This window comes from Pseudomonas sp. N-1-13 (genome assembly GCF_057787095.1).
Window position 1 is genome coordinate 1,802,095 of the sequence record NZ_JBYNRI010000001.1, and the last position, 25,879, is coordinate 1,827,973.

The following is a 25,879-nucleotide window of genomic DNA, read 5'->3' on the forward strand; positions in this document are numbered from 1 at the left end:
TCTGTGCCTGACGCTGATTTTGTCGTCGCCACACATCCCCTGTGGGAGCGAGCCTGCTCGCGATGAGGCCCTCTAGGTCGATCTCACTTCTGCCCGAGAATCTTCACCAGCTTGTCCGGCGACGGTGCGCCTTGCTGCTGTTGCAGTTCGCCCTTGTCATCCAGGTAGAAAATCGCCGGGGTGGCGGACAGTTCCAGTTCTTCCATCAGCTGCAGGTTGGTGTCCAGTTTTGCCTGGATGGCCGGCGGTATGTTCTTGAGGGGTTTGAGCGCGCTGCCCTTGCCGGCCTTCTCGTGGGTTTCCAAGGCCTGCTCAGGGTCCTTGGCCGCCAGCAATGCGGCGGATTTTCCTGGGCTGTCTTCACGGATGATGCCCACCATGATGTGGCGTAACTGCACCTTGCCGGCTTTGACCCATGGCCGTGCCTGTTCCCAGAACATGTTGCAGTACGGGCAGTTCGGGTCACTGAACAGATAGACGGTGCGCGGCGCGTCCTTGCTGCCGTCGGCGATCCAGTTGCTCGCTTCCATCTTCCCCCAGATGGCCTTGGCCATTGGGGCATAGACCAGCTTTTGCAGCGGCTCGGCGCTCAGGTCCTTGCCGTCGGCGTCGTACAGGTTGCCCAGCAAGACATGCTGGCCATCGGGTGTCAGGTACAGCGCCATCCCACGGTTCTGGTATTGCGCCGCGTAACCGCGCAATCCGTCCGGCGCCTCGAACGTGCCGACGATTTTCGCGCCCTTGGCTTCGATTTTCTTGATGGCCGCGGGCAGTTCTTCGGCGTGCAGCAGCGGTGCCTGCGACAGCGTGGCGGCGACGGCCAGGGTCAGCAAGTGGCGGAGGCGGGGCATGAGGGTTTCCTTGTGGCGGAGTGGGGAGCCGATGTTGAATCCGGCGTTTCGAAGTTCTCCAGGGCGCGGGCCAGGCTCGCTTCTGACAATTCGCCCAAGTGACTGTCCAGCAGGCGGCCGTCGGCGCTGTAGAACAAGGTGGTTGGCAGTGCCATGGAACCGACGGCCTGACCGAGGCGACCGCTGCCATCAAACAGCACGTTGTCCAGGCTCAAGCCCTGGGTGGCCAGATAAGTGCTGACGCTTTGCATGCTTTCGGCCTGGTTGACGAACAGGAACGTCAGGTCCGGGCGCTGCTGCTGGGCCTCTTCCAGCACGGGCATTTCGCGCCGGCAGGGTGGGCACCAGGTGGCCCAGAGGTTGATCACCAGGGGCCCGCCCTGGTAATCGGTGAGTTTTACCGTCTCGCCGTTGGCGTTACGCAGATTGATTTCCGGCAGTCGGGTGCCTTGTTCATAGATCGTCAATGACATCGTCGCCACCAGCCAGAACAACAGACCGCTGCCCACGCCGAAACCCAACGGCCGGCGCAAGGCCGGTCGGTGCCGGCCCCACAGCAACGCGCCAATCACCAGCGCGACGATCCCCGGCCAGGCCAGAAAACCGCCGTCGCGCAGGTCGACGATCTGCCACAGGTCATCCTGGTAATGGTTCCAGTAGGCGCCGACGAAGCCGATCCGTGCGGCCAGAAGCCCCAGCAAAAACAGCACGAACAGCACCGATTCCGGGTTTTCGCCACCGCGCTTGGCTACTCGCCAGCCCACCAGGGTTGCCAGTGCCAACGCGCTGATCAGCAATAGATGGTTAAGCGCAATGGCAAAGGTGCCGAGGGTAAACGTCAGCATCAGCGCGCGTTCCGAGTCATGTTCCAGTGCTCCAGGAATTCCTTGGCATTGACTTCCCCGGTGATCCGCTGGCTGCGCCGCTCTTGACCGTCGGCGCCAATCCACAGCAGGCTCGGTGGCCCCGGCACTTGATAGCGGCCCAGCAGTTCGCGACTGGCGGCATTGTCGGCGGTGACGTCCAGACGCACCAGGCGTACGTCTTTCAAGGCGTCCAGCACATCGGTGCGGCCGAACACCTGTTTTTCCATGATCTTGCAGGACACGCACCAGTCGGCGTAGTAGTCCAGCAAGACCCATTGGCCCTGGGCCTTGGCCGCATCCAGTTCCCGCTGCAGGGCGGCAGGCTCGCTGACCGTGATAAAGGCATCATGGGCGCTAACGGCCGAGCTTTCCGAGGTGCCGGCATAGACCTTCAGGGGCTGGAAGAAATCATCGCCGCCACCCGCCGCGCCGATCACCAGCAGGCTGCCCCACAGACCGAACAGCAGCGACGCGCTGCCGCATACATAGGCTGTGCGACCGAAACCTTCGGTCTGCCGCCAGGCGCTATAGGCGGCAATCAACAACAACGTGCCCCACAGGCCGATCCACAGCGAGCCGTCGATGACCGGGCGGATCATGAGGATCGCGGTGCCCAGGAACAGAAAGCCGAACACGCCCTTGAGCACATTCATCCAGGCGCCGGGTTTGGGCAGGAAACGATTGCCCACGGTCACCAATAGCAACAGCGGCAGGCCAATGCCCACGCCCATGGCGAACAGGATCAGCCCGCCGTGCAACGCATTGCCGCTTTGGGCGATGTACAGCAGCGCACCGGCCAGCGGGGCAGTCATGCACGGGCCCACCAACAGGCCGGACAAGGCTCCGAGAATGCCGGCGCCCACCAGGCTGCCGCCGCGGCGCTGGCGTCCGGCACTTTCCAGGCGGTCGCGCAGGGCGGCCGGCAACTGCAATTCGAAGAAACCGAACATGGGTAACGCCAGCACCACGAATATCGCCGCGAAAGTGCCCAGCAGCCACGGTTGCTGCAGCAGCGCCTGAAGGTTGGCCCCCAGCAGCGCGGCGATTACGCCCATGGCGGCATACACCAGGGCCATGCTGATCACGTAGCTGATGGCCAATGCCAATCCACGCCGAGGGCTGGCGCCGCTGCCCACCACCACCCCGGCCAGGATCGGCAGCATGGGTAGCGAGCACGGCGTAAACGCCAGCAACAGGCCCAGGCCAAAGAACACCAGCAGGCTCCAGCCCAAGGCCCGTTGCTGCAGGCCGCTGGCCAAGGCCTGGTCCGGCGCCTCACCATTGGCAACCGCTGGTGCAGTGCCACCCAGGTCCACCACCTGGGTCTGGGGTGGATAGCACAAGCCCGCGTCGGCGCAGCCTTGGAAGCCGACCTTGATTTTGCCGGTGGCGCCGGCGGGGATTTTCAGTTCCAGCGCCTGACGATAAACCTGTTGATCGCCGAAAAACTCGTCGCTATGGGCTTCACCCTCCGGCAACTTCGGTTTTTGCGCCTCGGCAAGACCGTCGAATTTGAGTCGCTGCTGATACAGGTAGTAGCCGTCGGCAATCTGCCAGAACAACTGGGTTTCACCGGAGTCCAGGCGTTCGGAGGTGAACACGAAGGCTTTTTCCACCGGCAGGAAATCGGTTTTGGTCTCGAACGGATTGGCGGCCTGGGCCAGGCCCGAGATCAGGAGCAGCCACAGCAAAAACAATCGACGCATGGATAAAGCCTTAGAACGAAGCAAGTGGAATGCACGATGGCGACTGGCGATTAACCGTCGATTAACCCGGCGACGATCGGCAGGTAGCAATGATCGCCCATGTTTGCCGTACTCGTCGCATAATGTCGGCTTAATCGGCCGGCGGCCTAATGTACCTTTTTCCACGGGGCTTACCATGCACGTACTGGTCTGCGAAGACGATGAGTTGATCGCCAGCGGGATCGTCGCCGGGCTCACGGCCCAGGGCCTGACCGTCGAACACGTCGCCACGGCGTCGGCGGCGCGGGCGATGGTTGGCGTGGCCCGGTTCGACGTCATGGTGCTGGACCTGGGGCTGCCCGACGAGGACGGCCTTAAATTGTTGCGCCAATTGCGCCAGCAAGGTCTGGAAATACCGGTGCTGATCCTCACCGCCCGGGACTCGGTGACCGACCGGGTCGACGGCTTGCAGGCCGGTGCCGATGATTATCTGCTCAAACCCTTCGATCTGCGTGAGCTCGCGGCGCGCCTGCACACCTTGCTACGGCGCGTGGCGGGGCGCAGCGTCAATCTGATCGAGCACGGTCGCCTGACTTACGACCCCAGCAGCCGGGAAACCACCCTCGGCGGACAGCCGGTGGACCTTTCCCGGCGTGAGCAGTCACTGTTGCAGGCGCTGTTGCACAGTCGCGGTCGGGTCCTGTCCACCGAGCAACTCAAGGACAGTGTCTACGGTTTCAATGACGAACTGGAAAGCAACGCCCTCAACGTCCATATCCATCACCTGCGGCGCAAGCTCGGCAATGGCATTGTCGAGACGGTCCGCGGGCTGGGTTATCGGCTGGGGCCGGCCGACGACGGGGAGTCCTCCAAGTGATGAGCCTGCGATTGCGCCTGAGTCTGACCCTCGGCGCGGCCTTCGCCCTGATCTGGGCCCTGGCGGCGGCGTGGATGCTCAGTGATCTGCGCAACCAGATGATGTTTTCCCTTGACCAGCGGCTGGTGGCTTCGGCGCGGATGGTCGCCGGGCTGCTGGAACAGATGCCGCCATTGCCCAGCAAAGGTGAAGGCACGCACCTGAGGACCGAGCATGTGAGCATTCCGGGGGGCATGGCTTGCCAGGTCAGCTCCTTGCGGGGGGAGATCCTGGCCCGCAGCCATGGCACCCCAGACCAAACCCTGGAAGCCGAGAAGCTGGGCTTTCACGACCAGATGATCGACGGCGCGCCCTGGCGCAGTTTCACCCTGGCCCGAGGGGATTTGCGCATCACCACCGCCGACCGCCAGATCGAACGCGAAGCCTTGAACATGTCGGTGCTGTTGGCGGCCTCGGTACCGGTCGGCGTGGCGCTGCTGGGCTGCCTGTGCCTGTTATGGCTGGGCATCGGCCAGGGCCTGGCACCGCTCAATCGCATGCGCGATGCATTGATGCGACGCAATGCCGACTCCCTGGAGCCTCTGCAGATCCATCCGCTGCCCAGTGAGCTGCGGCCGTTGCTGGAGACCCAGAACCAGCTGTTCCAGCGTATCGGCAAGACCATTGAGCGCGAGCGCCGGCTGACCGGCGATGCCGCCCATGAGCTGCGCAGCCCGTTGACGGCTATCAAGACTCACCTGCAAGTGGCGCGCATGACCGAAGGCGTCGCCCGCGATCAGTCCCTGGCCCGGGCCGAGGAGGGCGCCGACCGCTTGCACCGCACCCTCGAACAGTTGTTGCTGCTGGCCCGGGTCGAGGGCAGCCTGTCGTTCGACGATGGCGTGCAGTGCAACGCCGAGCAAGTGGCGCGACTGGCGATCCAGGATGCGACCGGCGGCGCTCCCCAGCGGATCAAGCTTCATTTGGCACCCGGGGTGTCCGACGCGCCGGTGCAAATGCCGGCGGTGCTTTCCATCGCCGCCTTGCGCAATCTGCTGGACAACGCCTTGCGTCATACGCCAGACGGGACCGAGGTGCAATTGAGCCTGGAAATGATTGGCCAGCGTGTACGCTTCCAGGTTCGCGATCATGGTCCCGGCATTGACGCCGACGATGTCCAGTACCTGACCCAGCGCTTCTGGCGCAATGGCCAGAGCACCGGCTGCGGACTGGGGTTGGCGATTGTCCAGGCCATCGTCCAGCGTTGTGGTTGCGGTCTGCATTTCGACAGCCGTCCGGACGGATTGCGGGTTGAATTGACGATGCCTGTACAGGTGGGTTAACCCAGGTCTACCGGGGAGCTGCATACATCCGTTGTAACGACCTGCCATTGGCGCACCCACCTCATCCGGGGCTATGTTTTTCTCAGCTCGACTCAAGGACTGAGGAACACCGCGCCATGGAACCACTCATTGAAATCAGCACCGCCACCCCCAGCGATGCCGGCATCATCAGCCGGATCGCCGAACGCTCCATCCGCCTAGGATGTGCCGCCGAACACCGTAACGACCCGCGCATCGTGGCAGCCTGGATACGCCACAACACCCTCGCTCACCTACAACCCTTACTGCTCGACCCAAGGTTGCGCCTGACTCTGGCGCGTTTGCAGGGGCGGCTGGTGGGCACCGCCATGGCCTCGGTTTCAGGCCGGATCGCGTTCTGCTATGTGCAACCGGAATGGTTTCGCCGCGGTGCCGGGCGAGCGCTGGTACGGGACATCGAGGCGTGGTTGCGCGGTCGCGGGGTCGTCCAGGCGACCCTCAACAGCACACGCAGCAGCCACGGGTTCTATCGACATCTGGGGTTCAGGCAAAGCGCCGAGGCGTTCGCCATCGGCGGTGTCACCGCCATTGCCATGCACAAGCCACTGGTCGAGCCTGCGGGGGAAAGTTCGATTCCAGAGTAAATCCTTGCCGCGCCGGTGCGTTTCCACAACAGGAAACCTGCACGTGCGCCCCGACCGGATGCGCACCTGCCCGGTGTGCCATTTGGGTCACTACTACAGTGTATTGCGGGGTCGAGAGATGTCAGTCGCCAATAGTCTTATCGAAGCACAGCCGGCGCGGGTCAGTTGCGCGCCGACCGAGACGCTCTACCAATTCAACGAGTCGCCGCTGCTGGCCCGCCAGAGCCGGCAGGAGTCCAACGCCCGCAGCTATCCACGGCGCATTCCCTTGGCCCTCAAGCGCGCCAGGGGTTTGTATGTCGAGGACGTCGAGGGTCGCACTTTCATCGACTGCCTGGCCGGGGCCGGCACCCTGGCCCTGGGGCATAACCATCCGGTGGTGATCGAGGCGATCCAGCAGGTGCTGAGCGATGAGTTGCCTTTGCATACCCTGGACCTGACCACGCCGGTCAAGGATCGCTTCGTTCAGGACCTGTTCGGCCTGTTGCCGGCGGACCTTGCCGCCGAGGCGAAGATCCAGTTCTGCGGCCCCACCGGCACTGATGCGGTGGAAGCTGCTCTCAAACTGGTGCGCACGGCCACCGGGCGCAGCACCGTGTTGTCGTTTCAGGGCGGTTATCACGGCATGAGCCAGGGGGCGCTGAGCCTGATGGGCAGCCTGGGACCGAAGAAACCCTTGGGCGCCTTGCTCGGTAACGGTGTGCAATTCATGCCTTACCCCTACGATTACCGCTGTCCGTTCGGTTTGGGCGGTGCCTCGGGGGTGAAGGCCAATCTGCATTATCTGGAAAACCTGCTGACCGACCCCGAGGCCGGCGTGCAATTGCCGGCGGCGGTGATCGTAGAGGTGGTGCAGGGCGAGGGCGGGGTCATACCGGCCGATCTGGATTGGTTGCGCGGGTTGCGGCGCATCACCGAGCAGGCGGGCGTGGCGTTGATTGTCGACGAGATCCAGAGTGGTTTTGGCCGCACCGGTAAAATGTTCGCGTTCGAACACGCCGGCATCATTCCAGATGTGGTGGTGCTGTCCAAGGCCATCGGCGGCAGCCTGCCGCTGGCGGTGGTGGTTTATCGCGACTGGCTCGATACCTGGCTGCCGGGAGCCCATGCCGGGACCTTCCGTGGCAATCAAATGGCCATGGCTGCCGGTTCCGCGGTGATGCGCTATCTGGTGGAACACAACCTGCCGGCCCACGCCAGCGCCATGGGCGATCGCTTGAGCGAACACCTGCACGTCCTGCAGCGGGATTTTGCGCAACTGGGCGATATCCGTGGACGCGGGCTGATGCTTGGCGTCGAACTGGTTGACCCGGCCGGAATGCCGGATGCCTTGGGCCACCCGCCGGTAGATGCGCGCTTGGCGCCACGGTTGCAACGTGAATGCCTCAAACGCGGGTTGATCCTGGAGTTGGGTGGCCGGCAGGGCGGCGTGGTGCGTTTCCTGCCGCCGCTGACCATCACAGCGACGGAGATCGACCGGGTTGCCGAGATTTTCGGACGCGCCTTGAAGGCTGCCGTTGCCCAAGCCTGATTTTCACCCGGCTCCAAACGTTCCTTTCATACCCTGGCTGCGCATGCGCCGCAGTGAACCTCGAACAAAGATGGAGAGACACCCATGACTTCAGTATTCGACCGCGAGGACATCGTCTTTCAGGTCGTGGTCAACCACGAAGAACAGTATTCGATCTGGCCTGAGTACAAAGCCATCCCCGAAGGTTGGCGTGCGGTTGGCAAAAGCGGCTTCAAAAAGGACTGCCTGGCCTACATCGAAGAAGTCTGGACCGACATGCGTCCCTTGAGCCTGCGCAAGAAAATGGATGAGCAGGTGGCGGTAGTCCATTAATGCAGAGCATGTAAGGACGCCTCAACCCCTGTGGGAGCGAGCCTGCTCGCGATAGCGGTGGATCAGCGACATTAATGTTGGCTGGCACTCCGCTATCGCGAGCAGGCTCGCTCCCACAGGGTTTTGTGTTGTTGCGGGTTACTTGAACCGCCGCTCCACCCCTTTCTCCACCAGGATCTTCGCCGAAATCTCTTCCACGGAAAAATGCGTGGAGTTGATGTGGGGAATGTTCTCCCGCCGGAACAGGTTTTCTACCTCGCGTACTTCGAATTCGCACTGGGCGTAGCTCGAATAGCGGCTGTTGGGCTTGCGCTCGTTGCGGATCGCGGTGAGGCGATCCGGATCGATGGTCAGGCCGAACAGCTTGTGCTGGTGGGCGCGCAGGGCGCTGGGCAGTTGCAGGCGCTCCATGTCGTCCTCGGTCAGCGGATAGTTGGCCGCGCGGATACCAAATTGCATCGCCATGTACAGGCACGTCGGCGTCTTACCACAGCGCGACACACCCACTAGGATCAAATCGGCCTTGTCGTAATAATGCGTACGGGCGCCATCATCGTTGTCCAGGGCGAAGTTGACCGCCTCGATGCGTTCCATGTAATTGGAGTTATGACCAATGGAATGGGACTTGCCGACCGAGTAGGACGAATGCTCGCTCAGCTCCTGCTCCAGAGGCGCCAGGAAGGTGGAAAAAATGTCGATCATGAAACCATTGGACGTTGCGAGAATCTCACGGATGTCCTGATTGACGATGGTATCGAAGATAATCGGGCGGAAACCGTCGGTTTCGGCGGCTTTATTGATTTGCTGTACCATGGCCCGCGCCTTGTCGACACTGTCGATGTACGGACGTATGAATTTGGCGAAGGTAATGTTTTCGAATTGCGCCAACAGGCTTTGGCCCAGTGTTTCGGCTGTAATGCCGGTGCCGTCGGAGATAAAGAAAGCAGATCGTTTCATTTGCGCCTTGGGCCCTAGTGAGCTAGTGACGATTCTTGGATATGATAGGCGCGATTTGCCGGCCGCCAGTGGCCCGCATTCTCACTTATTTTCCAGGTCCAGGCCATATCGCCGGTATTCGCTCCCCTGGAGCCACCGGTGCCTTGAGCTTTTCCAACACAGTTAGTGGAGAGATCACCTTGGTAGAGTACGTAGTTTCCCTCGATAAGCTCGGCGTCCATGATGTAGAGCATGTGGGGGGCAAGAACGCATCCCTGGGCGAGATGATCAGTAACCTCGCCGGTGCCGGCGTATCGGTGCCAGGTGGCTTCGCCACGACGGCTCAGGCTTATCGTGACTTTCTGGAACTGAGCGGCCTGAACAAACAGATCCACGACGCGCTCGATGCCCTGGACGTCGATGACGTCAACGCCTTGGCCAAGACCGGCGCCCAGATCCGCCAATGGATCATGGAAGCCGAGTTTCCCGAGAAGCTGAACGCCGAAATTCGCACCGCCTTCGCCAAACTGTCCGAAGGCAATCCCGACGTTGCCGTCGCCGTGCGCTCCTCGGCCACCGCCGAAGACCTGCCGGATGCCTCCTTCGCCGGCCAGCAGGAAACCTTCCTGAATATCCGTGGCGTGGAAAACGTCATCCGTGCCGCCAAGGAAGTCTTCGCTTCCCTTTTCAATGACCGTGCCATTTCCTACCGTGTGCATCAGGGCTTCGACCACAAACTGGTCGCCCTGTCTGCCGGTGTTCAGCGCATGGTCCGCTCCGAAACCGGCACCGCCGGGGTAATGTTCACCCTCGACACCGAGTCGGGTTTCCGTGACGTGGTGTTCATCACTGGCGCCTACGGCCTGGGTGAAACCGTCGTACAAGGCGCGGTGAACCCGGATGAGTTCTATGTCCATAAAGGCACACTGGAAGCCGGTCGTCCGGCCATCCTGCGCCGTAACCTGGGCAGCAAGGCCATCAAAATGATTTACGGCGACGAAGCCAAGGCCGGTCGTTCGGTCAAGACCGTCGACGTGGACAAGGCCGAGCGCGCGCGCTTCTGCCTGAGCGACGCCGAAGTCAGCGAGCTGGCCAAGCAGGCGATGATCATCGAGAAGCACTACAAGTGCCCGATGGACATCGAATGGGCCAAGGACGGTGACGACGGCAAGCTGTATATCGTGCAGGCCCGTCCGGAAACCGTGAAGAGCCGTACCCAGGCCAATGTCATGGAGCGTTACCTGCTCAAGGAAACCGGCACCGTGCTGGTGGAAGGCCGTGCCATCGGCCAGCGCATCGGCGCCGGCAAGGTGCGGATCATCAAGGACGTCTCGGAGATGGATAAGGTCCAGGCCGGCGATGTGCTGGTTTCCGACATGACCGACCCGGATTGGGAACCGGTGATGAAACGCGCCAGCGCCATCGTCACCAACCGCGGCGGACGTACCTGCCACGCGGCGATCATCGCCCGTGAACTGGGCATTCCGGCTGTGGTCGGTTGCGGCAACGCCACTCAGTTGCTCAAGGACGGCCAGGGCGTCACCGTGTCCTGCGCCGAAGGCGATACCGGCTATATCTTCGAAGGTGAACTGGGCTTCGACATCAAGAAGAACTCCGTGGACGCCATGCCGGACCTGCCGTTCAAGATCATGATGAACGTCGGCAACCCGGATCGCGCCTTCGACTTCGCGCAACTGCCGAACGCGGGTGTGGGCCTGGCCCGCCTGGAATTCATCATCAACCGCATGATTGGCGTGCACCCCAAGGCGTTGCTGAACTACGACGGCTTGCCGCCGGAGATCAAGGACAGCGTCGACAAGCGCATTGCCGGTTACAACGATCCGGTCGGTTTCTACGTCGAGAAACTGGTGGAGGGCATCAGCACCCTGGCGGCTGCGTTCTGGCCGAAAAAGGTCATCGTGCGCCTGTCGGACTTCAAGTCCAACGAATACGCCAACCTGATTGGCGGCAAGCTCTACGAGCCGGAAGAAGAAAACCCGATGCTGGGCTTCCGAGGCGCTTCGCGTTACATCAGCGAATCGTTCCGTGACTGCTTCGAACTCGAGTGCCGCGCCCTCAAGCGTGTGCGCAACGAGATGGGCCTGACCAACGTCGAGATCATGGTGCCGTTCGTGCGCACCCTGGGCGAAGCGAGCCAGGTTGTCGACCTGTTGGCGGAAAACGGCCTGGCCCGTGGTGACAACGGCCTGCGCGTGATCATGATGTGCGAGCTGCCGTCCAACGCGATCCTCGCTGAAGAATTCCTTGAATTCTTCGACGGTTTCTCCATCGGCTCCAACGACCTGACCCAGCTGACCCTGGGCCTGGACCGTGACTCCGGCATCATCGCGCACCTGTTCGACGAGCGGAACCCGGCGGTCAAGAAGCTGCTGGCCAATGCCATTGCCGCCTGCAACAAGGCCGGCAAGTACATCGGCATCTGCGGTCAGGGCCCTTCGGATCACCCGGACCTGGCCAAGTGGCTGATGGAGCAGGGCATCGAAAGCGTTTCGTTGAACCCCGACTCCGTACTGGAGACCTGGTTCTTCCTGGCTGAAGGTCAGGCTGCGGTCTGATCGAGTGAAGGGGCCTCACCGGTGATGTAAGCCGGGTAACCTTTGTGGGAGCGAGCTTGCTCGCGATAGCGGAGTGTCAGCCAAGATTATTTTTGCTGATCCACCGCAATCGCGAGCAAGCTCGCTCCCACAGTCGTCTTTTTTTGTGCAAGAGCATTATGCAAAGCAGCAGCAACCTTTTTCCTGTCGCCCTGATCAGCGCCGAGCGGCGTGGTGATCTGAGCGAAGACGTCTATCGTCTGAAGCCCGGCAACAGCCCGGACTACAGCGTTGAACTGGCCGTCACCCGACTGGGCATGGCCGACGGCAGCGAGGTTCGCGGCGTTCCCGTGATCCTGCTGCACGGCAGTTTTTCCAACCGGCGCTTCTGGTATTCGCCTAAGGGCCTGGGACTGGGGGCCTATCTTGCGCGGCTGGGCTTTGACGTGTGGATTCCCGAAATGCGCGGTCATGGCCTGTCCCAGCGCAATCACGACTACCGCAAGAACCGCGTGGCCGATTACGCTCGTTACGACCTGCCGGCCATCGGTGCCTTCGTGCGTGAGCAGAGCGGGCAGGTGCCACACTGGATCGGCCACTCTTTGGGCGGCATCACCCTGGCGGCGGCGTTGGGCGGTCACTATCTGGGCGAGCCGGCGGTGGCTTCGGCGGCGTTTTTTGGCACCCAGGTCAGCCGCACTTATTGGCCGCTGAAGATCCCGCCGGTGGAATGGAGCGGACGTTTCATTCTCAAGCGTTTTGCCCAGTTGTCCGGTTCGCGGCTCAAGCGCGGCCCGGAGGACGAGCCCATCGGCCTGGCGCTGGAGAGCATGCGCTGGTATGGCCTGTTCGGGCGTTTCGGTGATGCGCAGAAGAACTGGTGGGCGGGTCTGGCCGATGTGCAGGTGCCGGTACTGGCGGTGAGCGCGGCCGGCGACCAGCAGGATCCGACCTGGGCTTGCCGCAAACTCTTCGAGCAGGTCGGCTCTGCGCACAAGCAGTTTGTCTGCCTGGGCCGGGAGCAGGGCTTTACCGACGATTTCGGCCATGTCGAGATGCTGGTCAGCAAAGCGGCCCATGCTGAGGTCTGGCCGTTGGTGGCGCGTTGGCTGGCAGATCAGCATGCACCGCTACTGGCGGATCCATCCAGGCTGGCCGAAGCGGTTTGAAGCGAAGGCTCTGACAAGGGCATTTCGCTCTTGTCGGCTTGCGGCTAAGATATGACGCGATACGCGGTTCCGGTCACAAACGGTTGCTCACTCAGCCTGACGTTCCAGCCTTTACAGGAGTTGTTCAATGAACCATTACCTCACGCCCGACCTGTGCGACGCCTACCCGGAGTTGGTGCAAGTGTTGGAGCCGATGTTCAGCAATTTCGGTGGCCGCGATTCCTTCGGCGGCGAAATCGTGACCATCAAGTGCTTCGAGGACAACTCCCTGGTCAAGGAGCAGGTGGAACTCAAGGGCAACGGCAAAGTGTTGGTGGTCGATGGCGGCGGCTCACTGCGCCGGGCATTGCTGGGTGACATGCTGGCCGAAAAAGCCGCGAAAAACGGCTGGGAAGGGCTGGTGATTTACGGTTGCATCCGCGACGTCGACGTCATTGCCCAGACAGACCTTGGTGTCCAGGCCCTGGCCAGCCATCCGATGAAAACCGACAAGCGTGGCATCGGCGATCTCAATGTCGCGGTGACCTTTGCCGGCGTGACGTTTCGTCCAGGCGAGTATGTCTATGCGGACAACAACGGCGTGATTGTGTCGCCCAGCCCGCTGAAAATGCCTGAATGAAGCGTCAAAGCCATAAGGGATGAGGATGTTCGAGGAAGAAAACGCGCAATGGGGGCTGGTGCATGCACTGGTGCTGGACGGTAATGGTGGCGCGCGTTCGATAGCCCGGACAGAACTCGACGATTTGCAGTTACAGGCCCACGAAAGCTTGTGGCTGCACTGGGATCGCAGTCATCCGCAAACCCACACCTGGCTGCGCAAGTCCAGTGGCCTGAGCGAATTCAACTGCGACCTGCTGCTGGAGGAGAACACCCGGCCGCGCCTGTTGCCGCTGCCCAACGCCGAACTGCTGCTGTTTCTGCGCGGCGTCAACCTCAATCCGGGCGCAGAACCGGAGGACATGGTGTCGGTGCGGATCTTCGCGTCCCCCCAGCGAGTGATCTCCCTGCGCCTGCGTCCGTTGCGCGCCACCGATGAACTGTTGACGCAACTGGCCGAGGGCGAGGGGCCAAGGACTGCGTCGGAACTCATCCTTTATATGGCGCAGTACCTGACCAACAAGGTGCAGGATCTGGTCACCCAGCTCTCGGAAATCGTCGATAGCGAAGAAGAAAAGATTGATACCGACGAACGGTATACCCCCGAGCATGATGCCATTTTGCACATTCGCAGAAGGGCGGCCGGGCTGAAGCGGTTCCTGGCCCCCCAGCGGGATATTTTCGGCCAGATGACACGGCTCAAACTGCCGTGGTTTGTCGAGGATGATGGCGATTACTGGAATGAATTGAACAACAGCCTGACCCGCTACCTCGAAGAGCTGGAATTGACCCGAGAGCGCGTGGGGCTTGTGCTGGAGGCCGAGGACCGGCGTCTGTCGGTGCGTATGAATCGCACCATGTACCGCTTCGGCATCATCACCGGGATTTTTCTGCCGATGAGTTTTCTCACCGGTCTTTTGGGCATCAACGTCGGCGGTATTCCGTTCTCCGAAAGCCCTTATGGCTTCCTGGTTGCATGCCTGTTGATGGTCGGCGTGGCCCTCGGTCAGTGGTGGCTGTTCCGCCGTTTGCGCTGGGTTTGACGGGGCGCCATGTGACCTGCCGAAATTTGATCGCGTCTTTCACAGACATCACGAGAGGTGCGTATGCACGATCCGTTTGAACAGTCTTTGCGCGACATGCTCAAGGCTTCGCCGTCCAGCCGGGACGACGATGCATGCCTGGGACGTGTACTGAAAACCGCCAACCGCCAGGTTGGCGCCGGCGATCTGTTCAGCCTGCTGGGCCGCTGGTTGCCCGCGCTGATGATCGCCCTGAATAACGGGTCGGCCCACGTTTCGCCGGTTTCCCGTCGTAAACCTGTTACTCGCACCGCTGATAAGGCTGATTGAATATGGAACTTGATCTCTGGACCCAGAGCCTCGTCACGGCAATGACCGCGTTGTGGACCAAGGTGGCTAATTTCATCCCCAACCTCTTCGGCGCCCTGGTGGTGCTGTTGTTGGGGTTCGTGGTGGCCAAGCTGCTGGACACCCTGCTTTCAAAACTGCTCGCCAAATTGGGGCTCGACCGCCTGATGGGCGGCACCGGCCTGACCAAGCTGCTGTCGCGCGGTGGCATTCAGGTTCCGATCTCGACCTTGGTCGGCAAGATCGTCTACTGGTTCGTTCTGCTGATTTTCCTGGTTTCTGCCGCTGAATCCCTGGGCCTTGAGCGAGTTTCAGCTACGCTCGATATGCTTGCGCTGTATTTGCCGAAGGTTTTCGGTGCCGCGCTGGTATTGCTGGTGGGCGTTCTGCTGGCGCAATTGGCCAACGGGCTGGTGCGCGGCGCGGCCGAAGGTGTCGGGCTTGACTACGCCCAGGGCTTGGGGCGAATTGCCCAGGGCCTGGTGATCATCATCAGTATTTCGGTCGCGATCAGCCAGTTGGAGGTCAAGACTGACCTGCTCAACCATGTGATCGTCATCGTATTGATTACCGTTGGTCTGGCGGTTGCGCTGGCAATGGGGTTGGGAAGCCGGGAAATCGCCGGCCAGATTCTTGCGGGAATCTATGTGCGTGAATTGTATGAGGTTGGGCAACAAGTGCGTGTTGGCGAGGTCGAAGGCCAGATCGAAGAGATCGGCACGGTGAAGACCACATTGCTGACCGAGGAGGGTGAATTGGTATCGCTCTCCAATCGGATCCTACTGGAACAGCATGTGAGTAGCCGCTAACCCGGCAAACCCTGCTAATGTATGCCGCCGCAAAATGCCCGTTAACGCAGGCTGCGGCGCACATTGACCTAGACTGTCGGCCCGACTTGTTTTGAACAAACCCCAATCGCTATCCACGCGCTACGACCCCCGTGATCTCTCCGATGAGGAGTTGGTCGCGCGCGCGCATACGGAACTTTTCCACGTAACGCGTGCTTACGAAGAATTGATGCGCCGTTACCAGAGAACATTATTTAACGTTTGTGCGCGTTATCTGGGGAACGATCGTGATGCTGACGATGTCTGTCAGGAGGTGATGTTGAAGGTGCTGTATGGCCTGAAGAACTTCGAGGGGAAATCGAAGTTCAAGACATGGCTCTATAGCATCACGTACAACGAATGCATCACGCAGTACCGCAAGGAACGGCGAAAGCGTCGCTTGATGGATGCTTTGAGCCTGGATCCTCTGGAGGAAGCGTCTGAAGAAAAGGCGCCCAAACCAGAGGAAAAGGGTGGGCTGGATCGCTGGCTTGTCCATGTGAACCCGATCGACCGGGAAATTCTGGTGCTACGATTTGTCGCAGAGCTGGAATTCCAAGAGATCGCAGACATAATGCACATGGGGTTGAGCGCGACAAAAATGCGTTACAAGCGCGCTCTTGATAAATTGCGTGAGAAATTTGCGGGTATTGCTGAAACTTAGTTCGGCGCAAATATCTCTTACGTGTAGGCAAGTTCTGATAGACTTGTCGCCGAGTTGTCCCCCGGTTTGCGGGACTGCTTTACAATCACCAGATGGGGATTTAACGGATGAAACTGAAAAACACCTTGGGCTTTGCCATTGGTTCTTTGATTGCTGCCACTTCGTTCGGCGCTCTGGCACAAGGCCAAGGCGCAGTTGAAATCGAAGGCTTCGCCAAGAAAGAAATGTTCGACAGCGCTCGCGACTTCAAGAACAACGGCAACCTGTTCGGCGGCTCGATTGGTTACTTCCTGACCGACGACGTAGAACTGCGTCTGGCCTACGACGAAGTGCACAACGCACGTGCCGAAGACGGTCGTAACATCAAGGGCTCCAACACCGCTCTGGACGCTCTGTACCACTTCAACAACCCAGGCGACATGCTGCGTCCTTACGTATCGGCTGGTTTCTCCGATCAGAGCATCGGTCAGAACGGCCGTAGCGGTCGCAACGGCTCCACCTTCGCCAACGTTGGCGGCGGTGCCAAGCTGTACTTCACTGACAACTTCTACGCCCGTGCCGGCGTTGAAGCTCAGTACAACATCGACCAGGGCGACACCGAGTGGGCTCCAAGCGTCGGTATCGGTGTGAACTTCGGTGGCGGCTCCAAGCCTGCTGCTGCTCCAGTTCCAGCTCCGGCTGAAGTCTGCTCCGACAGCGACAACGATGGCGTGTGCGACAACGTCGACAAGTGCCCTGACACCCCAGCCAACGTAACCGTTGACGCTGATGGCTGCCCAGCTGTTGCTGAAGTCGTACGTGTTGAGCTGGACGTCAAGTTCGACTTCGACAAGGCGGTCGTTAAAGATAACAGCTACGGCGACATCAAGAACCTGGCTGATTTCATGAAGCAGTACCCATCCACCACCACTACTGTTGAAGGTCACACTGACTCCGTCGGTCCTGACGCTTACAACCAGGCTCTGTCCGAGCGTCGTGCAAACGCCGTTAAGCAAGTCCTGACCAACCAGTACGGTGTTGAATCGTCCCGCGTTCAGTCTGTTGGCTACGGCGAATCCCGCCCAGTTGCCGACAACGCTACTGACGCTGGCCGTGCTGTTAACCGTCGCGTAGAAGCGCAGGTTGAAGCCGAAGCTAAGTAATTAGCCCACAGCTTTGGAAAAGCCCGGCTTAGGCCGGGCTTTTCTTTGCCTGCGATTTATGAAAATCAGGGGCGGGGCTGGAGAAACACAAAAAACTGTGGGAGCGAGCCTGCTCGCGATGGCGGTGTGTCAGTCAGCATCAATGTTGCTGATCCACCGCCATCGCGAGCAGGCTCGCTCCCACAGGTTTGCTGGTGTCTGTGCTATAGCGCCGAAGCCTGGACCCAGGCCGGTTGCGCGCCTGCCAGCTCAGCAGCTCTGGCCACCTCGCCAATCACCAGGATCGCCGGGCTCTTGAGTTGAAATGCGCCTGCATCGGCCTCCATCGAGGTCAGGTCACTGCGACAGTCGCGCTGATGGGGCAGAGAGGCATTTTCAATCATCGCCACCGGCGTGTCCGCCGCCAGGCCTCCGGCCAGCAGTTGCTCGCGGATCTCGCTCAGTTTCGCCACCCCCATGTACACCACCAAGGTGGTCCCGCTTTGTGCCAGGGCTTGCCAGTTCAGGCTGCTACCGTCCTGGGTGTGGGCGGTGACCAGCGTCACGCCCCGGGCAATCCCACGCAGCGTCAGCGGAATATCACATTGCGTCGCACCCGCGAGGCCGGCCGTAATGCCATTGACCAGTTCCACTTCGACGCCATGCTCGCGCAGCCACTGCGCCTCTTCGCCGCCCCGGCCGAAGATGCACGGGTCGCCGCCCTTGAGGCGTACCACGCATTTGCCCTGACGGGCATAACGCAGCATCAGCCGATGGATAAAAGCCTGTGGCGTGGAACGGCATCCGCCGCGCTTGCCGACGGCGATGATCCGCGCGCCAGGGCAGTGCTCCAGCACCGCATCGTTGACCAGATCGTCGATCAACACCACGTCGGCTTCGCCCAAGGCGCGCACGGCTTTGAGGGTCAGCAATTCAGGGTCGCCAGGACCTGCACCCACCAGCCAGACTTTTGCGTTCATAGTGTTTTCCTCACGAGACAGCGGCCACCGGTTGCGCGGTGGCAACCAGCAGGCGTTTGATTTCCGGTACACAGGAGCCGCATTGCGTGCCGCAGCCCAGTTCCTGTTTCAGCCCCTGCAAGTCCAGGCCACGTTCAATGCCGGCGCAGATCGCACGCTGGCTGACGTTCATGCAGTTGCACAGTGTTTTGCTGCCGCCAACGGCGGCGCCGGCATTGCCTGGTGGGGCGCTCAAAGGCGCCAGCAGCCAGCGCCGCAATTGCTCATCGGCGCGGCCTTCCAGCCAGAGGTTTTGCAGCCAGTGGCGGGCCAGGGTTTCGCCGGCCAGGCGAATGGCGGTGATGCGACCGTTCTCGATTCGCACCCGTTTACCGATGGAACGACGCGGGTCGTCATAGGCCAGCACCGGCCCTTCGATCAGCCCCAATTGCTCGTCGATCGCCTGCAGCAACTGCGGTTCGGGGGCGACGGCGCTGGCCGCGCGAATCAGCAACGCGGGACGTTCGCGCCCAGTCAGGCTCAGGCTGACGTAGGCAAACGCCTCACACAGTGGTCGCAAAGTCTCCAAGTGCTGTTGAACATCGCCTTCGACCAGGGCGAAAAGCTGCCAGGGCAGGTTCACCGGTTCCAGGCGCACGCCGCTGTGTTTGAGTTCCGGCTGTTTTGACAGGGGGTCGAAGGCCGGTTGAGTCAGGGTATTGACCCCACCCTTGAGAAAGCGATCGCCCCAGTGCATGGGCAGAAACGCCTGCCCGGGGCGCACGCTGTCGTCGCTGTCCACCGCCACGATCACGGCGCCACGACGGCTCTTGAGGCTGACCAGGTCACCGGCTTGCAGCCGATGGCGAAGCAGTTCGTCAGGGTGCAGGCTGAGCACGGCTTCGTTCACATGACCGAACAATTGCGCGGCGGTGCCGGTGCGGCTCATGCCATGCCATTGGTCCCGCAGGCGACCCGTGTTGAGGGTCAATGGGTAGCGGGCGTCGCGCAACTCTTTGGCGGCGCGATACGGTTCTGCGACAAACCGCGCGCGGCCATTGTCGGTAGGAAAAATCCCGTCCAGATACAGGCGCGGTGTTCCGCTGCTGGCGCCTTGCGGGAAGGGCCATTGCTGAGGACCGAGTTGATCGATCAGGGCATGGCTGATACCGGACAAGTCCAGGTCGCGGCCACGGGTCAGTTGTTTGTATTCATCGAACAACTGGGCCGGGGTTTCAAAGGCGAACAGGCTGGGTTGACCCGGGCGCAGGCGTTTCTCCAGGCGTTGGGCGAAATCCACGGTAATTGCCCAGTCCGGCCGTGCCTCACCCGGTGCGGCAATCGCCCGGCGGACGTGGGAAATACGCCGTTCAGAATTGGTCACCGCCCCTTCTTTCTCGCCCCAACTGGCCGCTGGCAGCAGCAGGTCGGCAAACGCGGCGGTTTCGGTGGTCCGGAAGGCCTCTTGCAGCACCACGAATGGACAAGCTTGCAGGGCTTCCCGGACCGCCGTCTGGTCAGGCATCGACTGCGCGGGGTTGGTGCAGGCAATCCACAGTGCCTTGATCTTGCCACTGCGAACCTGTTCGAACAGTTCGATGGCGCTCAAACCCGTGGTCGCGGGCAATTGCTCAACACCCCAGTAGCGGGCGACTTCGGCGCGATGTTCGGCGTTGGCGGCGTCGCGATGACCCGGCAGCAGGTTCGACAAGCTACCGGTTTCCCGACCGCCCATGGCATTGGGCTGACCGGTCAGCGAGAAGGGCCCGGCGCCCGGCCGGCCGATTTGCCCGGTGGCCAGGTGCAGGTTGATCAACGCGCTGTTCTTCGCACTGCCGGCGGTGGACTGATTCAAGCCCATGCACCACAACGACAGGAAGCTGGGCGACGTGCCGACCCATTCGGCGCACTGGTGCAGTTGCTCGACGCTGATGCCGCAGATCTGGGCGACCATGGCCGGGGTGTAGTCGCGCACCAGGTTCTTGAGGTCCGCCAGGCCTTCGGTGTGGGCCTTGATGAAGCCGCGGTCGACCCAGTCTTCCCACAACAACAGGTGCAAAATCCCATGGAACAAGGCGACATCGGTGCCCGGCAGGATCGCCAGATGCAGGTCGGCAAGGTCGCAGGTGTCGGTACGCCGTGGGTCGATGACGATGATTTTCATCTGTGGTCGGCGGGACTTGGCGTCCTCGAGGCGGCGAAACAGGATCGGATGGGCGTAGGCCATGTTACTGCCGACAATCATCACACAGTCGCTCAGCTCCAGGTCTTCATAGCTGCAGGGCGGGGCGTCGGCACCGAGGCTGCGCTTGTAACCCACCACCGCCGAGGACATGCACAGCCGGGAATTGCTGTCGATGTTGTTGGTGCCCACCAGTGCCCGGGCGAGTTTGTTGAAGGCGTAGTAGTCCTCGGTCAGCAGTTGCCCGGAGATGTAGAACGCCACGCTGTCGGGGCCGTGTTCGGCGATGGTATCGGCGAAGATGCTGGCCGCGTGATCCAGCGCGCTGTCCCAATCTGTGCGGGCGCGGGACAGGCCCTTGCCCAGGCGCAGTTCGGGATACAAGGCGCGCGCGGCGAGGTCGCCGGTCAGGTGCAGGGTCGAACCTTTGCTGCACAGTTTGCCGAAGTTGGCCGGGTGGGCGGGATCGCCACTGACGCCGAGGATACGCTCGTCGTCATGTTCGATCAGCACGCCGCAACCGACCCCGCAATAACAGCAGGTCGAGGCGGTGGTTTGACGGCTCATCAGCTTGCTTCCCGCAATGCCAGCATCACCCGGCCGTTTTCGACCCGCGCCGCATGATGATGAGCGCAACCCACATCCGGGGCCTGGGCCTGGCCGGTTTCCAGGTCGATCTGCCAGTTGTGCAGCGGGCAGGCCACGCGCTTGCCATAGATCAACCCCTGGGACAGCGGGCCACCCTTGTGCGGGCAGCGGTCATCGAGTGCGAAAACCTCATCGTCGCTGGTACGAAAAATCGCGATATCGCCTTTCGGGCCATTGATGATGCGCGAGCCCAGGGCGTTGATCTCTTCCAGTGCGCAGATATCCAGCCAGTTCATGCCGGTACCTCCAGGTTTTTCACGGTGATGACTTCAAACTCTTTCTTCAGCTGGGGCTGTTCCAGGCGTTCTTTCCATGGGTCCTGTTCCAACGACAGGGAGAACTTCAGGCGGTCATGCAAGGCTTTGCGTCGTTGCGGATCTTCAAGTACCGCTTTCTTGATGTGCTCCATGCCGACCCGTTGCATGTAGTGCACGGTGCGTTCGAGGTAGAAGGCTTCTTCGCGGTACAACTGCAGGAATGCGCCGTTGTATTCGCGCACTTCTTCGGCGGTCTTGAGTTTGACGAAGAATTCGGCGACCTCAGTCTTGATCCCGCCGTTACCGCCGATGTACATCTCCCAGCCGGAATCGACGCCGATAATGCCGACATCTTTGATGCCCGCTTCCGAGCAGTTGCGGGGGCAACCGGAAACGGCCAGCTTCACTTTGTGGGGCGACCACATGTTGAAGAGGTCGTGCTCCAGCTCGATTCCCAATTGGGTGGAGTTCTGCGTGCCAAAACGGCAGAATTCGCTGCCTACGCAGGTTTTTACGGTGCGGATGGATTTGCCATAAGCGTGGCCGGACGGCATGTCCAGGTCTTTCCAGACTCCGGGTAGATCCTGCTTTTTGATCCCTAGCAAGTCGATACGCTGGCCGCCGGTGACCTTGACCATCGGCACGTTGTATTTGTCGGCCACATCGGCAATGCGCCGCAACTCAGACGGATTGGTCACGCCACCCCACATCCGCGGGACGACGGAGTAAGTGCCATCTTTCTGGATGTTGGCGTGGGCACGCTCGTTGATCAGGCGCGACTGCGGATCGTCGTGCGCTTCGCCGGGCCAGGTGGAAATCAGGTAGTAGTTGAGCGCCGGGCGGCAGGTGGCGCAGCCGTTTGGGGTGCGCCAGTTCAGGTAGCTCATGGTTGCAGCGATGGTCAGCAGATGCTGGTCGCGGATCGCCTGGCGAATCTGCCCGTGGTTGAGATCGCTGCAACCGCAGATGGCTTTTTCGCTTTTCGGTTTGACGTCCGCCGCGCCGCCCACGGTGTTGATCAGGATCTGCTCCACCAAACCGGCGCAGGAGCCACAGGAACTGGCGGCCTTGGTGTGTTTTTTCACATCATCGACGCTGAACAGCCCATGCTCCTGGATCGCCTTGACAATGGTGCCCTTGCACACGCCGTTGCAGCCGCAGACTTCGGCGGTGTCGGCCATGTTCATGGCTTTGTCCTGGCCCTGGTGTCCTACGTCTCCCAGGGCGTTTTCCCCAAACATCAGGTGATCGCGGATCTCGCTGATGGTGTGGTTCTCACGGATCTGACGGAAATACCAGCCACCGTCTGCCGTATCGCCGTACAGACAGGCGCCGACCAGCACGTCATCCTTGATCACCAGTTTTTTGTAGACGCCACCAATCGGGTCGGAAAGGGTGATGGTCTCGGTGCCTTCGCCGCCCATGAAGTCCCCGGCGGAGAACAGGTCGATGCCGGTGACTTTGAGTTTGGTCGAGGTCACTGACCCCTTGTAGGTGGCGAAGCCCAGTTGCGCGAGGTGGTTGGCACAGACCTTGGCTTGCTCGAACAGCGGTGCCACCAGGCCGTAGGCGGTTCCACGGTGGCTGGCGCATTCACCGATGGCATAGATGCGCGGGTCGTAGGTTTGCATCGTGTCGTTGACCAGAATCCCGCGGTTGCAAGGGATGCCGGACTTTTCCGCCAGTTCGGTATTGGGGCGGATACCGGCGGCCATCACCACCAGATCGGCCGGGATGATGTCACCGTTCTTGAATTGCACCGAGCCGACCCGGCCATTGCCGGCGTCGTGCAGGGCTTGCGTTTGTTCGCTCAGGCGGAATTTCAGCCCGCGATTTTCCAGGGCGGTTTGCAGCAACTGACCGCTGGTCTTGTCCAGCTGCCGCTCCAGTAGCCATTCACCCAGGTGCACCACTGTCACGTCCATGCCCCGCAGTTTCAAGCCGTTGGCGGCTTCCAGGCCGAGCAACCCGCCGCCGATCACCACGGCGTGTTTGTGGGTCTTGGCGGTGTTGATCATCGCCTGGGTGTCGGCGATGTCGCGGTAGCCAATGACGCCCTCCAGGGTGTTGCCGGGAATCGGCAGGATGAATGGCGTGGAGCCTGTGGCGATCAGCAGACGGTCGTATTCGGCTTCGCTGCCGTCCTCGGCGATGACCCGGCGCTTGACTCGGTCGATCTCCACGACCTTGCGGTTGAGCAGCAGCTTGATGTTGTTGTCCAGGTACCAGCTCAGGTCGTTGAGCACGATCTCTTCAAACGTCTGCTCGCCGGCGAGCACGGGCGAGAGCAGGATGCGGTTGTAGTTGGTATGAGGCTCGGCGCCGAACACCGTGATGTCGTATAGCTCATTGCTCAGCTTGAGCAGTTCTTCGAGGGTTCGAACCCCGGCCATGCCGTTGCCGATCATCACCAGTTTGAGTTTCTTCATCAGGGTTCTCCACAAGCTCAGGCCCGGTTCATCACGGTGCTCGGACTGGCTCGATACTTTTACGAAAACAAAAAAAGGCGTCCCGCTAGTTGCCTAGCGAGGACGCCTTTGTCCTTGTCCCGTTCTCTCGGGAAGCACCGCCCTCATCGTTGGAGGCGTTGCTTTATGTATGGTGAGAGAGGTTATGCAGTGGTTGTGCCAACTGGCTTGAGGGCGCGGATTTATTGGAGGGGAGGCGGGTTGTGCGGATTGGAGCGGGATTTATTGCACCGAATCAAAGCGTGTTGCCCGGTAATGGAGCGTCCGCAGGCGCAGTTGCAGGGACCATCAGGCCGCCATCGCGAGCAGGCTCGCTCCCACATTGGATCTGCGATGGACACAAAACCTGTGGGAGCGAGCCTGCTCGCGATAGACGCGACTGGGTTTCAGCCATGAAACGCTAAATACAGCAGCACCAGATTCACCACCAAAGACACCAGCGCCAATGTGCGCCAGACCTTCAGCGGCTCCCTTTCCAGTAGCGGCCGAGGCCTGACGCTCAAGCTGCGCCGTTCACCCTGTTCCAGCAGTAACAGCCATTCCTCGGCGGTTTCAAACCGTTGCCCAGGATCCGCCGCCACGGCACGCTCCAGGCTTTGCCCAAGCCATTCGGCCAGGTCCGGTCGATAGCGATGGGCACTGACCGGTATGCCAAAGCGCGGTCGCTGGAACGCCTCGATTTCGCCGTAGGGATAGTGTCCGGTGAGCAGGAAATACAAAGTCACGCCGACCGCATACAAGTCTTGTTGCGCCGTCGGCGGCGCACCCCCGAAGGCTTCCGGGGCGATATAGCTGGGCGTGCCGGGCAGCACGTTGGCCTGGTCTTCGGACAATCCCGGGCAGTACGCCAGGCCGAAATCCAGCAAGCGCAGTTCCCCATCCTCGCCCAGGTGCAGGTTCTCCGGCTTGATATCGCGGTGAAAGATCTGTCTTCGATGCAACAGGCCCACCGCGTGCACCAGCCGCTGCGCCAGATCCTGCCACTGGGGCAGAGGCAACGGGCCGCCCTGGTTGAACAGCTCGGCCAGGGTCTTGCCCGAATATTCCCGCATGACGTAGTACAAATGCTGACGCTGGGCAACGCCGTGGACTTCCGGAAACTGCCTCCCGGCGACCCGCCTGAGGAACCACTCTTCCGACAGCAACGACTGCCCGGCCTGAGTATCGTCCCGTAGATGCCCCGGCAAGGTTTTCAGCAACCATGGTTGGCCCTGGCCATCGTGTACGCGGTAGAGCAGCGATTGCTGGCTCTGACCGAGCAGGTTTTCGATCTGCCAGCCCTCGAACACTTGCCCCGGTTTCAATGCCGGGGGAAGGGGCCATTGCTGCAACTGGGCCAGCGCATCGCCAATGCTCGCTTCGCCCACCGCATCGACCCGCACCAGCAGTGCGCTGGCGTTGTCCTGGCTGCCGGCCAGGTGCGCAGCGTTGACCAGGGTTTGCGCGGCAATGTCCAGGTCCGGCTGGTCGCGAAGGATACCGGCGATGGCCGTGTCCCCCAGAACCGCCCAGACGCCATCGCTGAGCAGTACGAAGGTCTCGTCGGTGCGCAGTTCGCCATCGAGGAAGTCCAGGATCAGGTGCTGATCCAGCCCCAGGGCACGCTTGAGCACGTGCTGCATGCCCTGTTGTTCCCAGACGTGATCCTCACTGACCCGCTGCAGATGATTGTCGTGCCAGCGGTAGACCCGGCAATCGCCCACGTGGGCCAGGGTGAAGCGCCGGCCCCGAAGGACCAGCGCGCTGACGGTGGTGAGCAGCGGTTGCCCGCCCCCGTTGGCTTGCAGCCAGCGATTCTGGGCCAGTAACAGCCGGTCCAGCGCTTGGGCCACACCCCAGGTTTGCGGCGTGGAATAGTAGTCCAGGGCCAGGGCCTGCAAGGTCGAACGGGCGGCCAGCCCGCCATCGGCGCATTGGCTCACACCGTCGGCGATGGCGAACAGGTACCCCTTGCTCGCGGCCAGGGCCGGCGCCGGGGTCACCAGGCGCAGGGCGTCCTGGTTTTCTTCCCGAGGGCCAATGGCACTGGCTTCGGCAAAACTCAGTTGCAGGCTCATGG

Annotated in this window: 22 protein-coding genes; 13 read left to right on the plus strand and 9 right to left on the minus strand. The window is 61.3% G+C overall.

What is annotated here, in order from left to right; all coding sequences use genetic code 11:
• Nucleotides 1-83: 83 nt before the first annotated feature.
• The 3 genes from dsbG to dsbD are packed head-to-tail and all read right to left on the minus strand — an operon-like array spanning nucleotide 84 to nucleotide 3,423.
• Nucleotides 84-851, minus strand: a complete 768-nt coding sequence (gene dsbG / locus AC3I65_RS08245) for a thiol:disulfide interchange protein DsbG (RefSeq protein ID WP_488523619.1) — start codon at nucleotides 849-851, stop codon at nucleotides 84-86.
• Entirely contained in the window at nucleotides 827-1,696 is an 870-nt protein-coding gene (locus tag AC3I65_RS08250; protein WP_310662783.1) for a prolipoprotein diacylglyceryl transferase family protein, read from the minus strand. The genes dsbG and AC3I65_RS08250 overlap by 25 nt, the downstream gene beginning before the upstream one ends.
• Nucleotides 1,696-3,423 (minus strand): protein-disulfide reductase DsbD, encoded by a 1,728-nt coding sequence (dsbD, locus tag AC3I65_RS08255; RefSeq protein ID WP_488523620.1) that lies wholly within the window; start codon nucleotides 3,421-3,423, stop codon nucleotides 1,696-1,698. The genes AC3I65_RS08250 and dsbD overlap by 1 nt, the downstream gene beginning before the upstream one ends.
• 175 nt (nucleotides 3,424-3,598) lie before the next feature.
• Between dsbD and AC3I65_RS08260 the strand changes: the two genes are divergently transcribed.
• From AC3I65_RS08260 to AC3I65_RS08280, 5 genes are all read left to right on the plus strand, one after another.
• Nucleotides 3,599-4,279 (plus strand): response regulator, encoded by a 681-nt coding sequence (locus AC3I65_RS08260; RefSeq protein WP_047227135.1) that lies wholly within the window; start codon nucleotides 3,599-3,601, stop codon nucleotides 4,277-4,279.
• Nucleotides 4,276-5,601: an ATP-binding protein gene (locus AC3I65_RS08265; RefSeq protein WP_488523621.1), complete on the plus strand. Its 1,326-nt coding sequence runs from the start codon at nucleotides 4,276-4,278 to the stop codon at nucleotides 5,599-5,601. The genes AC3I65_RS08260 and AC3I65_RS08265 overlap by 4 nt, the downstream gene beginning before the upstream one ends.
• Before the next feature lie 116 nt (nucleotides 5,602-5,717).
• On the plus strand, nucleotides 5,718-6,224 hold the full coding sequence (locus AC3I65_RS08270; protein WP_139050744.1) for a GNAT family N-acetyltransferase: 507 nt from the start codon (nucleotides 5,718-5,720) through the stop codon (nucleotides 6,222-6,224).
• A gap of 118 nt (nucleotides 6,225-6,342) precedes the next feature.
• Nucleotides 6,343-7,755, plus strand: coding sequence for an aspartate aminotransferase family protein (locus tag AC3I65_RS08275; RefSeq protein WP_047227280.1), 1,413 nt, complete (start codon nucleotides 6,343-6,345; stop codon nucleotides 7,753-7,755).
• Between the two features lie 84 nt (nucleotides 7,756-7,839).
• Nucleotides 7,840-8,067 carry an MbtH family protein gene (locus tag AC3I65_RS08280; RefSeq protein WP_047227138.1) on the plus strand — a complete coding sequence of 76 codons (228 nt, stop codon included), beginning with the start codon at nucleotides 7,840-7,842 and terminating at the stop codon, nucleotides 8,065-8,067.
• Between the two features lie 138 nt (nucleotides 8,068-8,205).
• On the opposite strand, the gene ppsR is transcribed toward AC3I65_RS08280, so the two are convergent.
• Nucleotides 8,206-9,024: a posphoenolpyruvate synthetase regulatory kinase/phosphorylase PpsR gene (ppsR, locus tag AC3I65_RS08285; protein ID WP_003199510.1), complete on the minus strand. Its 819-nt coding sequence runs from the start codon at nucleotides 9,022-9,024 to the stop codon at nucleotides 8,206-8,208.
• 179 nt (nucleotides 9,025-9,203) lie between these two features.
• On the opposite strand from ppsR, the gene ppsA reads away from it, so the two are divergent.
• The 8 genes from ppsA (at nucleotide 9,204) to AC3I65_RS08325 (ending at nucleotide 17,327) form a co-directional block, all read left to right on the plus strand.
• Nucleotides 9,204-11,579, plus strand: coding sequence for a phosphoenolpyruvate synthase (ppsA, locus tag AC3I65_RS08290; RefSeq protein WP_047227140.1), 2,376 nt, complete (start codon nucleotides 9,204-9,206; stop codon nucleotides 11,577-11,579).
• Between the two features lie 158 nt (nucleotides 11,580-11,737).
• Nucleotides 11,738-12,727 carry an alpha/beta fold hydrolase gene (locus tag AC3I65_RS08295; RefSeq protein WP_419417329.1) on the plus strand — a complete coding sequence of 330 codons (990 nt, stop codon included), beginning with the start codon at nucleotides 11,738-11,740 and terminating at the stop codon, nucleotides 12,725-12,727.
• Between the two features lie 127 nt (nucleotides 12,728-12,854).
• A complete protein-coding gene (rraA, locus tag AC3I65_RS08300) occupies nucleotides 12,855-13,346 on the plus strand; it encodes a ribonuclease E activity regulator RraA (protein WP_047227142.1) in 492 nt (163 codons plus the stop codon).
• 25 nt (nucleotides 13,347-13,371) lie between these two features.
• Entirely contained in the window at nucleotides 13,372-14,367 is a 996-nt protein-coding gene (locus tag AC3I65_RS08305) for a zinc transporter ZntB (protein ID WP_047227143.1), read from the plus strand.
• 63 nt (nucleotides 14,368-14,430) lie between these two features.
• Complete coding sequence (locus AC3I65_RS08310; protein ID WP_014337331.1) at nucleotides 14,431-14,676, plus strand: hypothetical protein; 246 nt, start codon at nucleotides 14,431-14,433, stop codon at nucleotides 14,674-14,676.
• A gap of 2 nt (nucleotides 14,677-14,678) precedes the next feature.
• Nucleotides 14,679-15,503: a mechanosensitive ion channel family protein gene (locus AC3I65_RS08315; RefSeq protein ID WP_047227144.1), complete on the plus strand. Its 825-nt coding sequence runs from the start codon at nucleotides 14,679-14,681 to the stop codon at nucleotides 15,501-15,503.
• 91 nt (nucleotides 15,504-15,594) lie between these two features.
• Nucleotides 15,595-16,185 carry an RNA polymerase sigma factor SigX gene (sigX, locus tag AC3I65_RS08320; protein WP_042729583.1) on the plus strand — a complete coding sequence of 197 codons (591 nt, stop codon included), beginning with the start codon at nucleotides 15,595-15,597 and terminating at the stop codon, nucleotides 16,183-16,185.
• Nucleotides 16,186-16,292: 107 nt separating this feature from the next.
• Nucleotides 16,293-17,327, plus strand: coding sequence for an OmpA family protein (locus tag AC3I65_RS08325; RefSeq protein ID WP_047227145.1), 1,035 nt, complete (start codon nucleotides 16,293-16,295; stop codon nucleotides 17,325-17,327).
• Between the two features lie 203 nt (nucleotides 17,328-17,530).
• Here the strand turns inward: AC3I65_RS08325 and cobA are convergent, their stop codons facing one another.
• The 5 genes from cobA to AC3I65_RS08350 form a co-directional block, all read right to left on the minus strand.
• Nucleotides 17,531-18,286, minus strand: coding sequence for a uroporphyrinogen-III C-methyltransferase (cobA, locus tag AC3I65_RS08330; protein ID WP_047227146.1), 756 nt, complete (start codon nucleotides 18,284-18,286; stop codon nucleotides 17,531-17,533).
• Nucleotides 18,287-18,296: 10 nt separating this feature from the next.
• Entirely contained in the window at nucleotides 18,297-21,014 is a 2,718-nt protein-coding gene (locus AC3I65_RS08335; protein ID WP_076385659.1) for a nitrate reductase, read from the minus strand.
• On the minus strand, nucleotides 21,014-21,331 hold the full coding sequence (nirD, locus tag AC3I65_RS08340) for a nitrite reductase small subunit NirD (protein ID WP_047227148.1): 318 nt from the start codon (nucleotides 21,329-21,331) through the stop codon (nucleotides 21,014-21,016). The genes AC3I65_RS08335 and nirD overlap by 1 nt, the downstream gene beginning before the upstream one ends.
• Complete coding sequence (nirB, locus tag AC3I65_RS08345; protein WP_160891977.1) at nucleotides 21,328-23,781, minus strand: nitrite reductase large subunit NirB; 2,454 nt, start codon at nucleotides 23,779-23,781, stop codon at nucleotides 21,328-21,330. Before nirB ends, nirD begins: the two co-directional genes overlap by 4 nt.
• A gap of 425 nt (nucleotides 23,782-24,206) precedes the next feature.
• Nucleotides 24,207-25,877, minus strand: a complete 1,671-nt coding sequence (locus AC3I65_RS08350) for a bifunctional protein-serine/threonine kinase/phosphatase (protein WP_445577670.1) — start codon at nucleotides 25,875-25,877, stop codon at nucleotides 24,207-24,209.
• Nucleotides 25,878-25,879 lie beyond the last annotated feature (2 nt).